The 13,586-nt window shown below is 51.4% G+C and carries 14 protein-coding genes and 3 tRNA genes; 6 read left to right on the top strand and 11 right to left on the bottom strand.

What is annotated here, in order from left to right; translation table 11 throughout:
- Positions 1-107 precede the first annotated feature (107 nt).
- The 3 genes from AC6I8L_RS07240 (at position 108) to AC6I8L_RS07230 (ending at position 2,343) form a co-directional block, all read left to right on the top strand.
- Positions 108-365, top strand: coding sequence for a biofilm/acid-resistance regulator YmgB/AriR (locus tag AC6I8L_RS07240; protein ID WP_058959627.1), 258 nt, complete (start codon positions 108-110; stop codon positions 363-365).
- Positions 366-516: 151 nt separating this feature from the next.
- The gene (locus AC6I8L_RS07235) at positions 517-2,013 is read left to right on the top strand and encodes a SulP family inorganic anion transporter (protein WP_058959628.1); all 1,497 of its coding nucleotides are present in this window, start codon (positions 517-519) and stop codon (positions 2,011-2,013) included.
- A gap of 159 nt (positions 2,014-2,172) precedes the next feature.
- Positions 2,173-2,343, top strand: a complete 171-nt coding sequence (locus AC6I8L_RS07230; protein WP_167347096.1) for a hypothetical protein — start codon at positions 2,173-2,175, stop codon at positions 2,341-2,343.
- A gap of 229 nt (positions 2,344-2,572) precedes the next feature.
- Here the strand turns inward: AC6I8L_RS07230 and AC6I8L_RS07225 are convergent.
- The 6 genes from AC6I8L_RS07225 to uvrY form a co-directional block, all read right to left on the bottom strand.
- Positions 2,573-2,658, bottom strand: a tRNA-Leu gene (locus tag AC6I8L_RS07225).
- Positions 2,659-2,669: 11 nt separating this feature from the next.
- Positions 2,670-2,743 (bottom strand) — tRNA-Cys (locus tag AC6I8L_RS07220).
- A gap of 42 nt (positions 2,744-2,785) precedes the next feature.
- Positions 2,786-2,861: transfer RNA gene (locus AC6I8L_RS07215), tRNA-Gly, on the bottom strand.
- Between the two features lie 141 nt (positions 2,862-3,002).
- Positions 3,003-3,551: a CDP-diacylglycerol--glycerol-3-phosphate 3-phosphatidyltransferase gene (pgsA, locus tag AC6I8L_RS07210; protein ID WP_034820295.1), complete on the bottom strand. Its 549-nt coding sequence runs from the start codon at positions 3,549-3,551 to the stop codon at positions 3,003-3,005.
- 68 nt (positions 3,552-3,619) lie between these two features.
- The gene (gene uvrC, locus AC6I8L_RS07205; RefSeq protein ID WP_058959629.1) at positions 3,620-5,452 is read right to left on the bottom strand and encodes an excinuclease ABC subunit UvrC; all 1,833 of its coding nucleotides are present in this window, start codon (positions 5,450-5,452) and stop codon (positions 3,620-3,622) included.
- Positions 5,445-6,104 carry a UvrY/SirA/GacA family response regulator transcription factor gene (uvrY, locus tag AC6I8L_RS07200; protein ID WP_034820300.1) on the bottom strand — a complete coding sequence of 220 codons (660 nt, stop codon included), beginning with the start codon at positions 6,102-6,104 and terminating at the stop codon, positions 5,445-5,447. The genes uvrC and uvrY overlap by 8 nt, the downstream gene beginning before the upstream one ends.
- Positions 6,105-6,533: 429 nt before the next feature.
- On the opposite strand from uvrY, the gene AC6I8L_RS07195 reads away from it, so the two are divergent.
- Positions 6,534-6,761 (top strand): DUF2594 family protein, encoded by a 228-nt coding sequence (locus AC6I8L_RS07195; RefSeq protein WP_034820303.1) that lies wholly within the window; start codon positions 6,534-6,536, stop codon positions 6,759-6,761.
- Positions 6,762-6,792: 31 nt separating this feature from the next.
- On the opposite strand, the gene AC6I8L_RS07190 is transcribed toward AC6I8L_RS07195, so the two are convergent.
- Together AC6I8L_RS07190 and AC6I8L_RS07185 are read right to left on the bottom strand one after the other, a co-directional pair.
- Positions 6,793-7,404: an acyl-homoserine-lactone synthase gene (locus AC6I8L_RS07190; RefSeq protein WP_034820307.1), complete on the bottom strand. Its 612-nt coding sequence runs from the start codon at positions 7,402-7,404 to the stop codon at positions 6,793-6,795.
- Between the two features lie 122 nt (positions 7,405-7,526).
- Positions 7,527-8,249 carry an autoinducer binding domain-containing protein gene (locus AC6I8L_RS07185; RefSeq protein ID WP_058959630.1) on the bottom strand — a complete coding sequence of 241 codons (723 nt, stop codon included), beginning with the start codon at positions 8,247-8,249 and terminating at the stop codon, positions 7,527-7,529.
- 551 nt (positions 8,250-8,800) lie between these two features.
- Here AC6I8L_RS07185 and AC6I8L_RS07180 point away from each other — a divergent pair.
- Positions 8,801-9,475 (top strand): DUF4396 domain-containing protein, encoded by a 675-nt coding sequence (locus tag AC6I8L_RS07180; protein WP_034820313.1) that lies wholly within the window; start codon positions 8,801-8,803, stop codon positions 9,473-9,475.
- Here the strand turns inward: AC6I8L_RS07180 and AC6I8L_RS07175 are convergent, their stop codons facing one another.
- Positions 9,476-10,174 carry an extensin-like domain-containing protein gene (locus AC6I8L_RS07175; RefSeq protein WP_058959631.1) on the bottom strand — a complete coding sequence of 233 codons (699 nt, stop codon included), beginning with the start codon at positions 10,172-10,174 and terminating at the stop codon, positions 9,476-9,478.
- Positions 10,175-10,458: 284 nt separating this feature from the next.
- Here AC6I8L_RS07175 and cycA point away from each other — a divergent pair, with 284 nt between their 5' ends.
- A complete protein-coding gene (gene cycA, locus AC6I8L_RS07170) occupies positions 10,459-11,850 on the top strand; it encodes a D-serine/D-alanine/glycine transporter (RefSeq protein ID WP_058959632.1) in 1,392 nt (463 codons plus the stop codon).
- Between the two features lie 41 nt (positions 11,851-11,891).
- Here cycA and AC6I8L_RS07165 read toward each other — a convergent pair whose 3' ends face one another.
- Both AC6I8L_RS07165 and rutR read right to left on the bottom strand, forming a co-directional pair.
- Complete coding sequence (locus AC6I8L_RS07165) at positions 11,892-12,866, bottom strand: metal-dependent hydrolase (protein WP_058959633.1); 975 nt, start codon at positions 12,864-12,866, stop codon at positions 11,892-11,894.
- 23 nt (positions 12,867-12,889) lie between these two features.
- Positions 12,890-13,525, bottom strand: coding sequence for an HTH-type transcriptional regulator RutR (gene rutR / locus AC6I8L_RS07160; RefSeq protein WP_034820328.1), 636 nt, complete (start codon positions 13,523-13,525; stop codon positions 12,890-12,892).
- Positions 13,526-13,586: the final 61 nt, after the last annotated feature.

The raw sequence follows: 13,586 nt of genomic DNA, 5'->3' as shown, positions 1-13,586 counted from the left end.
TTGCGTTGGTTGATGAGTTTGGGTCTTACGCGCCTGTCCGCGCGTAAGTTTTTCATCATGGAACTGAAGGCCAGGTTGCCATCAGACCGATCTGAAGGGCTTCATACATGCAAAACACCGCCACCAGCAGTGACGCTATCGCTGACTACTTTAAACTCGCCGGTAACAGCGACAGCACCGAGATGGAAGTTTTCGGGCAGATCATCGCTGAAATCCTGCAAGCCGGAATGCCGGTCACCAATAAAGCCATCATCGCTTCGCTGATTAATCGCCTTGAGATGGAAAGTGATGTGATCCAACTGGATATTTATCGTCATCTTCTCGAACTGGTGGTTAACAAAACACCTGACGATCTCTCGGTGTAATATCGGATTCCAGGGACGGAATCACTCTCTTCTTCGCTCTCCCGCTAGCTTCATCCCTCAATGCCCGCTAACATCACCCGCGTTTAGTGTCCAACTGGTTGATGCCATGCCGTGACGGTATGCGCAAAATAATTAAAGAGCCTGCACATTTATGAGCCCATCTACAGAACACGCCCCTGCGGCGAACGATATTACCGTGGGCAGCGTTTTACGCTCGCCTGCGCTGCTTACCCGTGAGTGTCTGGCTGGGGTGATTACCGCTCTGGCACTGATCCCCGAAGTGATCTCCTTCTCTGTTATTGCGGGTGTCGATCCCAAAGTGAGTCTGGTTGCCTCGGTGGTGCTGTGTCTGACCTTGTCGATTTTAGGTGGCCGCCCAGCCATGGTCACGGCAGCAGCGGGATCGGTGGCACTGGTGATTGGACCAATGGTCCACGCGCATGGGGTTGAATACATTCTTCCTGCGGTCATTCTCGGCGGTATCATTCAGATTATTTTTGGTCTTGCCGGGCTGTCCCGCATGATGCGCTATATTCCGCGTTCAGTGATGCTGGGCTTTGTGAATGCGTTGGGCATTCTGATTTTCTTCGCGCAGGTTCCCCACGTCTGGGGGCAATCGGGATTGGTATGGGTGCTGTTTGCCGTGACCCTGGCGATTGTGCTGCTGTTACCCAAAATCCTGAAAAGCGTCCCGTCACCGCTGGTCGCCATTGTCGTCGTCACCGGGGTGGCATTGTTGCTGGGTTATCGCGTGCCTAACGTTGGCGATGAAGGGCCAATGAGTTCAGGCTTGCCCGGATTTACCACGCTGCTGGTGCCGTTTAATTTACAGACGTTACAGATTGTCTGGCCTACCGCGCTGAGTATCGCCTTCGTGGGTTTGATGGAATCTCTGCTCACCGCCAAACTGGTGGACGATATTACCGATACGCCTTCAGGTAAGCGCCGCGAGTCCTGGGCACTCGGCGTCGGTAATATTTTGGCCGGTTTTTATGGCGGTATCGCTGGCTGTGCCATGATCGGTCAGACCATTGTTAACGTTGAGCTGGGCAAAGCACGCACGCGCATCTCAACCATTGCGGCGGGTATTGTGCTGTTGCTGCTGGTCACCGGACTGAGCCAGATCATGGCGCAGATTCCTATGGTGGTCCTCGCGGCCATCATGATGGTGGTCGCGGTGAAAACTGTTAACTGGCACAGCCTGCAACCCGCCACGCTAAAACGTATGCCGTGGTCAGAAACCTCGGTGATGGCCCTGACGGTTGTGGTCACCGTTTGGACTGGCAACCTGGCGCTGGGCGTTTTGATTGGCGTGATCCTCGCCATGATGCTGTTTGCACGCCGTATTGCCCATGTTATCCATGCTGAACGCCAGTTAAGCGATAACGGTGAACAGGTCTATTACACGGTGCGCGGCCCGCTGTTCTTTGGCAGCAGCAATGATTTATTCGAACATTTCGATTACGGACACGATCCAAAAGTTGTCACCATTGACCTGACGCATGCACAAATCTGGGATGCATCCAGCGTCGCGGCACTGGATGCCATTGAATACCGCTATCAACGTCACGGTGCGACAGTCACCGTCATCGGGCTGGATAACCGCAGTAGCGATTTCCGCGATCGCCTGAGCGGTAATTTGGGGTGATGATTTCAATGAAGTGAGTTTGAGTCACTTCGTCCAGATTGATTTTTCTCTAAGCTGTCATCTCCAACGAGATGGCAGCTTTTTTATGGGCTTTCGTCAGCGATATATCGACTACGCTTAGGAAGCAACGCTCGGTTGCCCAAATAAAGGACGTGATTAATGAAGAGTTTATTCGGTGGAATGCTGATTATTACTTGTCTGGTCTCGCTGATGGGTTGCCAGCAATCCGACAGGCCAATTGGGCCTGATGGTCGTCCGAATGTGCCCACAGAGCAACCTGTTCCGGGCGGCCCGATGAGTAAAGGCCCCGTAGGGCAACCGCAAGCTTGAGACTTATCGCGCCCAAAGCAGATGAGCAGATGAGCAGATGAGCAGATGAGCAGATGAGCAGATGAGCAGATGAGCAGATGAGCAATTGTAACGGGCAGTTGATATCGAGGATAGATATTAGGAATTGAAATTATGAAGTAAATTGCAGGCACAAAAAAACCGCCCTTGGGCGGTCACGACATTACTGCATATTGCTTTGATTTTATTTGGTTTTAGCGACTACTAAATATGGTACCCGGGGCGGGACTTGAACCCGCACAGCCATAAGCCGAGGGATTTTAAATCCCTTGTGTCTACCGATTTCACCACCCGGGCAGGGTGTAAATTGGAGGCGCGTCCCGGAGTCGAACCGAGGTAGACGGATTTGCAATCCGTTGCATGGCCACTCTGCCAACGCGCCTTTATTCTGATGTGTCATCCGTTAACAACGGAGGACTAAATTTGGAGCGGGAAACGAGACTCGAACTCGCGACCCCGACCTTGGCAAGGTCGTGCTCTACCAACTGAGCTATTCCCGCAATTCACCGAACTCGCTGATTTTATTCAGCTTCTTGCAGACTCGCTGCCGTTCGATGCGATGCATTCTACTTATCTGACGCAATGAGTCAATAGAATTATCCACACAGCGCGTCCGTTTGCTGCTTTTTAAATCGCATCGATCAGCTATCGAGCAAATCACCGCGTGCGGCGCTCAAATACTGGAACATTGACCAGAAGGTCAGCACCGCGGCGATATACAGCGCCACCACGCCCACTCCCACTACGGTTGCGTCTGGACGCCACAGCAAGGCGAACAGTGAGAACATCTGCGCCGTGGTTTTCACTTTGCCAATCCAGGAAACAGCCACGCTGCTGCGCTTACCAATCTCCGCCATCCACTCACGTAAGGCTGAGATAATAATTTCGCGCGCAATCATGGTCGCTGCCGGTAAGGTAATCCACCAGGCGTGGAAATACTCGGCGACCAGTACCAACGCAATGGCCACCATCACTTTGTCTGCCACAGGATCCAGGAAAGCGCCAAAACGCGTAGTTTGCTTCCAGCGCCGGGCAAGAAAACCATCAAACCAGTCAGTCACGGCGGCAACGACAAAGATCAATGCAGTGGCAAAAGGTGCCCATTGAAAAGGCAGATAAAATGCCAGCACAAAGAATGGAATCAGTACAACTCGAAACAGGGTAAGACACGTCGGAATGTTAAATTGCATATGCCAGTAACTGTCTGGTGTGAGTAGAATTTAACGTATGTTCCTACATTGCCCCCCCTGTTTCAATGCTAGTGTTTCAGCGAGTAGTAGATTTTTTCCGCCAGCGCGAAGGAAATCCCCGGCACTTTAGCAATCTCATCCACGCTGGCATTCATCAGGGGTTGCAGGCCCCCCATGTACTTAAGCAGCTGTTGACGCCGTTTTGGCCCTACCCCTTCAATGCTTTCCAGCGCGCTGGTGTTCTTCACTTTGGCGCGTTTTTTCCGATGCCCCGAAATTGCATGATTGTGAGAGTCATCACGAATATGTTGAATCACATGCAGTGCAGGCGAGTCTGGCGGCAAGGAAACGCCCTCACCTTCCGCTTCAAAGAACAGCGTTTCCAGGCCCGCTTTACGGTCAGTGCCTTTTGCCACGCCCAGCAGAATGGGATGATCTTTATCCCAGGGCACATCCAGCTCTGCAAACACCTGTTTCGCCTGTGCCAGCTGGCCTTTACCGCCATCGATGATGATCACATCAGGGATTTTGTCCTCCTCCAGCGCTTTACCATAACGACGGCGTAATACCTGGTTCATCGCGGCGTAATCGTCGCCGGGCGTGATGCCTTCAATGTTATAGCGGCGGTAATCCGAACGCAGCGGTCCATCGCGGTTAAAGACCACACACGAAGCTATCGTCTGCTCACCCATGGTGTGACTGATGTCGAAACACTCCATGCGATTGATGCTGTCGAGTTCGAGAAAGACGGCCAGCGCCGCTAGTCGCTGCTGAATAGTGGAGTGCTGAGACAGTTTAGTGGTCAAAGCGGTGGCCGCATTGGTGCGCGCCAGTTTAAGGTAGCGAGCCCGATCGCCGCGCGGTTTGCTTTGAATATTGACCTTGCGGCCGGCCAATTCACTCAAGGAATCGGCCAGCAACTCACGTTCGGGCAGACTGAAGTCCAGCAGAATATCAGCTGGCAAAGTGCGTGCTTCGCTCCCCTGCAGATAAAACTGGCCGACAAAGGTTTGCACCACTTCGGTGAGATCGGTATCAGCAGGCACTTTCGGGAAATAACTGCGGCTACCCAGCACTTTGCCCTGCCGAATAAACAGCACGTGCAGACAAGCCATACCGGCGTCGAATGCCACCCCTATCACATCAAGGTCATCCCCCTGATTGGAGACAAACTGCTTCTCAGTGACACGTCGTACCGCCTGAATCTGATCGCGCAGACGCGCCGCTTCTTCGAAGCGCAATCCATAGCTGGCCTCTTCCATGCGTTTGACCAGCTGGTTGATGACTTGATCATCTTTGCCGGCGAGAAACAGCCGCACGTAATCGGTTTGCTGCGCATACTCATCTTCGCTGACCAAACCCGCTACACACGGCCCAAGGCAACGGCCAATCTGATATTGCAAACAGGGGCGAGAGCGGTTGCGATAAACACTGTTTTCACACTGTCGAATCGGGAACACTTTCTGCAACAGCGCCAGGGTTTCACGCACCGCATAGCCATTAGGGAAAGGCCCAAAGTATTCCCCTTTCGCGTGTTTGGCACCACGATGCATCGCCAGTCGCGGATGCGCGTCTGCACTCAGAAATATATAGGGATAGGATTTATCATCACGCAGCAGCACGTTATAGCGAGGCTGATAGAGCTTGATGTAATTGTGTTCAAGCAGCAACGCTTCGGTTTCGGTATGCGTCACCGTCACGTCGATGTTTTGGATGTTACTGACCAGGACTTCGGTTTTTCGGCTGCCCACCTGAGTGCGGAAATAACTGGTCAGGCGCTTTTTGAGGTCTTTCGCTTTACCGACATAGATCACCGTGCCTGTCGCGTCATACATGCGGTAGACGCCGGGCTGACTGGTCACGGTGCTCAGAAAGGCTTTGGAATTGAAAACGTCACTCACTACTGATTAACGGCTCCGCATTATAGAGACCATGTCGAATGGCCAGATGCGTTAACTCTACGTCGCCACTGATGTTCAACTTACTGAACATACGATAACGGTAACTGTTAACGGTTTTCGGGCTGAGATTAAGCTGCTCGGAAATTTCCGTCACCTTTTGCCCTCGGGTGATCATCAGCATAATCTGCAATTCCCTTTCCGACAAACAGCTAAAGGGCGATTCGGCTTTTTGCGGCTCGATTTGGCTAAGCGCCATTTGCTGCGCAATATCTGATGCGATATAGCGCTGGCCTGAGTGCACCGAACGAATCGCACTCACCACTTCCTGCGGGGCTGCACCTTTGCTCAGATAACCCGCCGCACCGGCTTGCATTACTTTTGCCGGCAGCGGATTTTCGGTATGGATGGTCAGCATAATAATGCGGATGTCAGGATTGAAGCGCACAATTTTTCGCGTGGCTTCCAGACCGCCGATGCCCGGCATATTCATGTCCATCAGCACCACGTCGACCGGATTGCTGCGGCACCATTTCACCGCGTCTTCACCACAAGCCACTTCCCCGGCAATTACCAATCCCTTCATATCTTCCAGTATGCGGCGAATACCGGCGCGTACCAGTTCATGGTCATCAACAAGAAGCAGACTGATCAACGGGACGTACTCCGCAGGTTAGTGAGGGGAAAAATATATTTCAGGAGGGCCATCTTACCGGGTTTGCCGGGGAAAAAACATCTGGCTACGCAGATAAATCTCAAATGAAATGATACACATCAAATTGAGCTCAATCCCAGATATCTTTTGAGTGAAACGCTTAGCATGCAAGAATTAAAATGTGAAATTGTGACTAATATCATTATGTTATAATTTATGCTCATTTCATTGACCGCTGGGCTTTGCTTAATAAAAATAACTTCAACGCCTGATTTTTCCTGCCTGTTAATAACGCAAACATCCATTTAATGTTGGTTTAATCTCCACCGCTTCGCCTGGGATAAATTCCTCATTCAACCATATGATATACTCTGTTTTTTACACACAGATATTGTGTCTACATTCAGTAACACCACCAAGGAGTCAAAGATGAGTGATGAAGACTTTTCAACATCGCGGGATACCCAGGCATTGGCCGATGAAGTCGCTTGCCTGAAAATGATGGTGACGCTGATTCTGAAAGGGATGGGTCAGGCGGATGCCGGTAAGGTGATCATTAACATGGAGCGCTATGTGCAAAGCGCGTTAGCGGATAAGCCGCAGGCGGAAGTGTTCAGCAACACCATTCGTCAGATTAAAACCGCCTACCGTCAGTAAGCGGTGAAGCCCCGCGCGATGCGCGGGGTGGTCAACTGTGTGACTGCCAGTTCACTGAAACACCCAGTGACGGCAGCACCTCTTCCGGACTAAACCGGCGTGTGCCACGATACTTGTCCGCCAGTGCCGGCTGATGAACCGGAATACGAATGGCAAACAGATTATCCTCAGATTGAATCAACCCGGGTGATAAAGGTTCGTACACGACGTGGTGCTGCTCAAACATTTTTTCCAGCATCGGCGTTGCTGAACTGATCAGGTACTCCATACCGCTGAGTTCCGCCAACTGCACCGCATGCCACAAAATCGTCAGTGGCAGTTCTGCATCCACCTCAAGGCGTGCTGAAAAGCGTGACATTTCCCAGACTTTTTCCTGATCGAACGGCAGCACCATGCCTTCAGGCACTTCTGGTTCATGCCAGGGCAACAAACGTGCACAGCCGCAAATCCCCTGGCGCGCATTCCAGGCGATCATCCAGGTGACATCGGAGCGATCAAAGCGATCATACTCCTGTCCGGGCGTACTTAAGCGCGGCGGGATAGACCAACCTTCACCCCGCGCAAAAACGCTATAGCGATACGTTCCTAATTCTGCCAACAGAGAGGACGGCATATCCTTAAGCTGTGTTTGAATTACTTTCATCATGCGCCCCTGACATCCCCATGTTTGCAATGATTTCTTTGCGCCAGCCTGGCAAAGTTCCGGCGCAGGGTAGACAACTGACTAAAGAGTGGGAACTACTAAAATTAGTAGTTGCCTTTTTGCTATATCAGGCCAATTGCCGCCGCATAACACGCAATCTGCGTTTTATTGGAAACATTAAAACGCTTTTGCATATTCTTTTGGTGAAAATTCACCGTATGTTCTGAAATCGCTAAAATCAGTGAAATTTCCGCAGAAGTTTTTCCTTCCGCCGTCCATTTCAAAATTTCCAGTTCGCGTTGGCTAAAATCATTAGATAAAACCGCCATTGAACTATCATTTAGCCGCTCCAGCACGCGCAAACTCAGTTCCGCCAGAAGGTGCAGTTTCACCTCTAGCTGAACGCGTAAGTGTTGAGTCTGACTGTGAAGCGATGATGCTATAGATAATATACCAATGGCACGATTTGGCGCCATTGCCGAACAAGAAAAGCCGCTGTTGAGCCCTGCCGCATTCGCTTCAGCCCATAAATTACCGGCACCGGTAAATAAATCCCGCGTCCATTCCACGCCTCGTCCCGGCCGCTGACAAAGCAACAGCACCGGATCGACAGCATAATAATTTTCGCTTTCATAGCGCTTAACCCAGCTTTCCGGGTAAGTACTGAACAAAAACACGCGCGGCCGGGTAAAAGGCACGGGATGTTGAACCAGGAAAGCGAATGAATCGAAACCCATCGCTTCAATGTGTTGTTGTAATAGCGTTTTTACTTGAATCACTTCCGTCAGCGCCTGAAATTCATTTTCAGTTTCGCCACGCCAGACGAAATAATTATCGGTCGTCATTATTGCCTCAGCGTTGTTTCACGCTTTAACTTGTTATTCGTTCTGATAAACACAAAAAATAAATTAACTAGAGAAAAAATATTGATTGAAATGAGAGCAGCCCGCGGGGTAACAATCATAACCATCCTGATGTCAATGCGTTACCATTATGGGGAACTGAAAGCAGATACATTTTGCCAACAGCTTCACAACTTTAATCCTCTTTCCTGATTAGAATAGGATTTTTCCGAAGGAGTTTCAATCACCCTATTCATCGAAAATCATCATTAGATTGATAAATTTTTAGCATCGTCATTAACTAAAATCACTCACTTTGAAAGCGGTTACTAAGAGTAATAGCGGTATTTGTGGAACGAAGGCTATTCGGTTCATTCTTAATCCCAGTGATTTCTGTGGTGAGCGGTATAACGTGATTTCCGTCACCCTCTTTTCCAGCTACGCTTAGAGGATGTGCGGGGGATGACGCTGCGGACTTTTCAGGGGAAGACGTTGCGCCCTCAACCATACTGGCGCATTGTCATGCGTATTCGAGCATCATAACGGGGCTGACTATGATGAACCAACTGGCATTACCTTTCCTTGTACTGGGCGGTTGTACAGCGCTGATGATCTTAAAAGATCTTTTCCGTCACCCGCATCCGGTGGCCATCATGAATATCATCTGGCCACTGACCGGCCTCTATATGCCGTTCATCGGATGGTTAGCCTGGTGGTATCTGGGCCGTAAACCTTCACGTCAGGTAAAACTTGCGCTGCTGGTTCCACAAAAAATTCAGAGTAATGCCAGCTGGCAAACAATATTTATTTCCACCTCATTATCTGCCGCGGCCTGTATATTTGGCGACATAATGACCCTACCAATAATCACCTTGCTAAATCAGTTCGCCATTATGCCAACGCTCTGGATGCAGGCAATTATTTGCTTGATAGTTTCTCTGGTGGTGGGTTTATTTTTCCAGTTCCTGGCTATCCGCCAACGTGAAAAACGTTCATTTGGCCGGGCGTTATTATTAGCATTTAAAACCGAAACGTTTCCCCTGCTGATTTATCAATTAGGTATTTTTATCTTTATGGCACTGGCACTAAAATTTGTTCTCAACCAACAAATCAATCCATTGCTGGTGGCTTTCTGGTTTATGTTACAACTGGCCATGATCATCGGTTTTCTATTCTCCTGGCCCGCTAATCATTTCCTGATAAAACGAGGGCTTAATCCCGCCGTCTGACTAACGACAGTATCCGGCGCCGCGCATGCCCAGGTGAAAATGTCCGGCATGCGCGGCGTTGTAATCCGGTCCTAACGCATTACCAAAGGTCGCACAGCCGTTGTGCCATAAAGCGCGAAGCCCTGCTGCCGCATCCTCAGGTTGATGCCAGTTTTTTGCCACCTGCAGCCAGCGTCCATCTGCAAGCTGAAACCCAGTCACATCCCATGCATCTGCTGTTGCATGCTCGCTTAAACGCCCCTGCTGGCGATGATAGATATTTCGACAGGCGTAACTGCCGACGTGGGTGATTCGCCGAATCGGGCTGTTGATACCTGCCTGCTGAAGGGCGTGAGTGCTGTTGAGGACAAACATTGTGCTGCTCACCGCCATCGGGCAACTGGCAAGAAAGCTGCTGCTCAATGTCACTTCACCAAAACCACTCACGCGCAAAGGCTGTTCAATAGGGCAATCACCTTGCAGTGCTGGCACGGCGCGAAATTGTACCCACCCCTGCTGACTGGCTCGATGCATCACCGCCATACAGGCCGCAGGATCGTGACTCAGGCGCTGCAATTTGTAGCGCATCATCCATCCTGGAGGGTCAGTCACCGACAGCGGTGTAAATGGATTCCACTGCGGCGGCAAATGCGTTTTCAGCCACGGCAAACTCCACCAGCCACATAATGCCAACAGAGCAATCGCTAATAATGCGCGCATCACACCTCACGTTTACTCATAAAAAGAAGACGTAAGTGTAGGTGGCAAAATGGAGAGATAACGCAGAAAAGGCTTAATTGCTGAAGATTTACGCAAATTCACCGTGGATTATGCCATGTAAATATTTGCTGACAGAGTAAACCCCGCAAAAGGTCACAATTGTAAAAAAACAATTACCGAGAGTTGCAACCTTTCCACTATCTTATGCCACTTGCCCTATCAAACGGCACGTTATCTAACAGCCTGTAGAGCTGAAACAACATCAAAACAGGAAAGATATATTTATGGTTGATCAATCCAAAGAGGCGCTTATCGAGGCCGAGCAGCCCGATAAGCTCCAGCGTAATCTGCATAACCGCCATATCCAACTGATTGCCATCGGTGGCGCGATCGGCACCGGGTTGTTTATGGGCTCAGGTAAAACTATCAGCCTGGCCGGCCCCTCGATCATTTTCGTTTATATGATCATCGGCTTTATGCTGTTCTTCGTGATGCGCGCAATGGGCGAATTGCTGCTCTCTAATCTCGAATATAAATCCTTCAGCGATTTTGCCGCCGATTTACTCGGCCCGTGGGCGGGGTATTTTACCGGCTGGACTTACTGGTTCTGTTGGGTGGTGACGGGCATTGCCGATGTGGTGGCCATTAGTGCCTATTTCCAACTCTGGTTCCCCGACTTCTCCATCTGGATGAGTGCACTGCTGTGTATATTTGTGTTCCTGGCACTCAATATTGCGACGGTGAAATTGTTTGGTGAGATGGAGTTCTGGTTCGCGATTATTAAAATCGTGGCGATTGTTGCCCTGATCGTGACTGGCATCGTGCTGGTGAGCATGCATTATCCTTCGCCCAGCGGCAGCGCGGCAGCCCTGAGCAATATCTGGGATCACGGTGGTATGTTCCCGAAAGGATTGAGCGGCTTCTTTGCTGGCTTCCAGATTGCGGTGTTTGCCTTCGTCGGCATTGAGTTAGTCGGCACGGCCGCAGCGGAAACCAAAGATCCGCACAAGGTGCTGCCACGTGCGATTAACGCTATTCCGGTGCGTATCATTATGTTTTACGTTCTGGCACTGCTGGTGATTATGGCGGTGACGCCGTGGAATCAGGTCATGCCGGACCGCAGCCCCTTCGTTGAGATGTTTGTGTTGATCGGATTACCCGCCGCCGCCAGCATCGTTAACTTCGTGGTGCTGACTTCTGCTGCATCATCCGCCAACAGTGGCATTTTCTCCACCAGCCGTATGTTGTACGGTTTGGCAGAACAAGGCGTGGCACACAAAGCATTTGGCCGCCTGTCGGCACGCGCGGTTCCCACCACCGGGCTGTTTTTCTCCTGCTTCTGCCTGCTGTGCGGCGTTGCGCTGATTTACCTGATCCCCGATGTGATGACGGTATTTACCATGGTCACCACGGTATCGGCGATTCTGTTTATGTTCGTCTGGACCATCATCCTGTGCAGCTACCTGGCTTACCGCAAACAGCATCCGCAACGTCACGCTGAGTCGAAGTTCAAGATGCCTCTGGGCAAGCTGATGTGCTGGGTGTGCATGGCGTTCTTCGCCTTTGTGATTGTCCTGCTGACCTTGCAGGATGATACTCGTCAGGCGTTAATGGTCACGCCGCTGTGGTTCGTCATTCTCACCATGGGCTGGTTGTTACGTCGTCGTAAAGCCTGATAACCCTGCCAACAAAAAGCCCCGAAAATTCGGGGCTTTTTTTATAACCTTTCGCGTAGTTTATGCCATGCCTGTACCAGTGAAGGCCGCACCGAAGGCTCTCTTTCTGGTGCCGGTTCGGGAACATGTGCCGATCCCAGATTGAAGGTGAAGGTGTAATTGGGCGCTTCTCCCATCCTTAAATCCGAAATCAAGGTCTCTTCACCCTGCTGGCGCATGGCGTAAAAGCCATGGCTGAACCACGCCACTCGCTCGGCATACCAGTCGCCTTTAAACGCATCGAACAATTGCGGGTGGCGCGGATGCCAATGAATTTCCAGTGCTCGATCGGGTGACAACAGTGACCAATAGGCCTCACCGTAACGATCGGGGGTCATAATCACTGTTCGCCACACCAGGGTATTAAATGCCGTTGGCGTCACCAGCACCTGCTGCGGCTTGATGGATTGATCAGTTAAATCACGATCGATATGCTGCGTCGCCACGCCCTGCACCACCATGCTCCAGCCAAGATACAGCGTACTGATCAGCAAACCCGCCTGATTCCAGCGCAGTCCGACTCCATCACGCCGCCATAGCGCCACCCCCAGCGCGATCAGCAACGGCAAGGTATACAACGGGTCGATGATGTACATGCTGCCAATCGCGTAGGGGAAATCGGTAAACGGCAACCCCAGCTGCGTGCCGTACACCGTTGTCAGATCAAGCAACGGATGCGTGATCAGGGCCAGCCAAATTGCCAGACACCAGCCGCGCCAGTGGGAGCGACTGCGTGTTGCACCTGCGATCAGCCAGGCCAGCAGAGGCGCAACTAGCGTGAGCCATATCAGCGCATGACTCTCAGTTCGATGCAGCGTCATATTGCGAATCGCATCGCCATGATCGATAAATACATCCAGATCGGGCAAGGTGCCGGCAATCGCACCCACCAGCGCCGATTGCCATAGCGGCACGCGCTTGCCCATCACCGCGACGGTGACCGCCGCGCCCAACGTCAGTTGTGATAGCGAATCCATGCACTCTCCTGGCTAAAGCGGGATCAACGCACGCGGATCCCTTCAATAATCATGCGCTGTACATTCTCCAGCGTTTGCTCGAAAAATTCCGGGTCACTCAGGGTCTGGCCGGTGATCGCCTCAACCTGTGACGCAAAATCCGCGTAATGTTGCGTGGTGGCCCACAGCAGGAAAAACAGATGCTGCGGCTGTACCCCGGCTAACCGCCCTTCCGCAATCCACTGCTCGATGATCGCCGCCTTCTCATCCACCAGCGCTTTTAAATCCCCGGCCAGTTCACCTTTGAGTAACGGCGCACCCTGGAGCATCTCCAGACAGAACAAGCGCGAGGCTTGCGGGTGATCGCGCGACACCTCCAGCTTAAGACGGATATATTTCCGAATGGCGGTCAGTGGGTCCTGATCGTGGCGCAGTGCGCGCAGTGGAGCCAGCCAGACATCAAGGATCTCCTTCAGAACCGCGATATACAGCACCTCTTTTGAGGGATAGTAGTAAAGCAAATTGGTCTTGGAGACATCGGCACGCTCTGCCACTTTATCGAGACTGGTACCGTGAATTCCGAACTGCGAGAAGAAGCTTAACGCCGCTTCCAGTATCGCAGCCCGTTTTGCGGCAACGGCACGTGAACGTCGGCCCGGTTGTTTTTCATCGCTTTTCACACTGTTACCTCTTCAATCCTGCCTGTTCGCATCATAACAAAGCCCCTCTTTCCTGCCTAAT

It is taken from the genome of Type-E symbiont of Plautia stali, assembly GCF_059731115.1.
Note: the sequence above shows the minus strand (reverse complement) of the source record. Positions and strands in the feature narration are given on the sequence as shown.